The sequence below is a fragment of the Protofrankia sp. Cr1 genome (assembly GCF_963555865.1).
Lineage (GTDB): Bacteria > Actinomycetota > Actinomycetes > Frankiales > Frankiaceae > Protofrankia.
This window is the reverse complement of the sequence record NZ_CAUVXO010000514.1, coordinates 3568-4356: the sequence shown is the minus strand read 5'-3', so window position 1 is coordinate 4356 and position 789 is coordinate 3568. Positions and strand designations below refer to the sequence as shown.

The window sequence follows — 789 nt, the reverse complement described above, 5'->3', positions numbered from 1 at the left end:
ACCGAACCCGCGCACCCGCAAGAGCGGGCGCCATAGCGCCCCACTTCGTGGGTCTCGCAGGTCACGGGCGTGCCGTTCCTCGTTGATCTCACCGTCTCGCCGTAATGGATCTTCCGACTGACCGGGCGCGGGTCGAACTGCCCCCGCCCGGCTCGGAGTTCTTCGTGCTGCGGCCGGCGCTCGTTCTACCGGCCGGCGTACAGATCTGCGTGGACCTCACCAGCGGGGACCCGGAGGCCGCGACCTGGTGGTCGTCTCTCGCGGTGGAAGCGACCTATGCCTCCCTGTGGCACAAGAAGCGCAACCGGGCCGGGCCAGACCCACGATGATCACCGTCGCCGCCGCCTGCGCGCGCTGACCGGTTGAATCCGCCCGCCCTTGAAACCGTAAAGATAATCGGCGACGATTTTTCTTCGGTGCGTCCGCCGAAGTCAGACGGCTCGCCGCTTCATGGATGGGAGCGGGTGTTGCGGGGTGTCGAGCCAGAACGTCTGCTCGTCGGGGGTGACGGTGATGCCGATGCGAGTGTGATCGGGCCTGCCGGCGTCGATCCACCAGCGGTAGGCGTTCTCAAGCTCGTCCCAGAGGCGGCGAGGGCCGTACTGCGCAATGGTGTAGTGGGCGCTGTTGTGGGTTGCGGGAGTGAGAGCGGCCCACGATTGGGTGTCGGCGTGGAAGAGGCGCAGGGACTCGATATTGTCGCGCCGGGTGTGGCCGGTCGTGCATTCGGGGAGGATCGAGCCGATAGCGACGGCTGCGTCAAACTGATTGAAGGGTTCGTGTGGGTAG

At 66.4% G+C, this 789-nt stretch carries 1 protein-coding gene and 1 pseudogene; one reads left to right on the top strand and one right to left on the bottom strand.

The window, feature by feature from the left end:
* The first annotated feature begins 104 nt into the window (after positions 1-104).
* A complete protein-coding gene (locus U9980_RS24860; protein WP_322770144.1) occupies positions 105-329 on the top strand; it encodes an energy transducer TonB in 225 nt (74 codons plus the stop codon).
* 102 nt (positions 330-431) lie between these two features.
* On the opposite strand, the pseudogene U9980_RS24855 reads toward U9980_RS24860, so the two are convergent.
* Positions 432-789: pseudogene (locus tag U9980_RS24855) on the bottom strand (protein-L-isoaspartate(D-aspartate) O-methyltransferase); the annotation flags it as partial.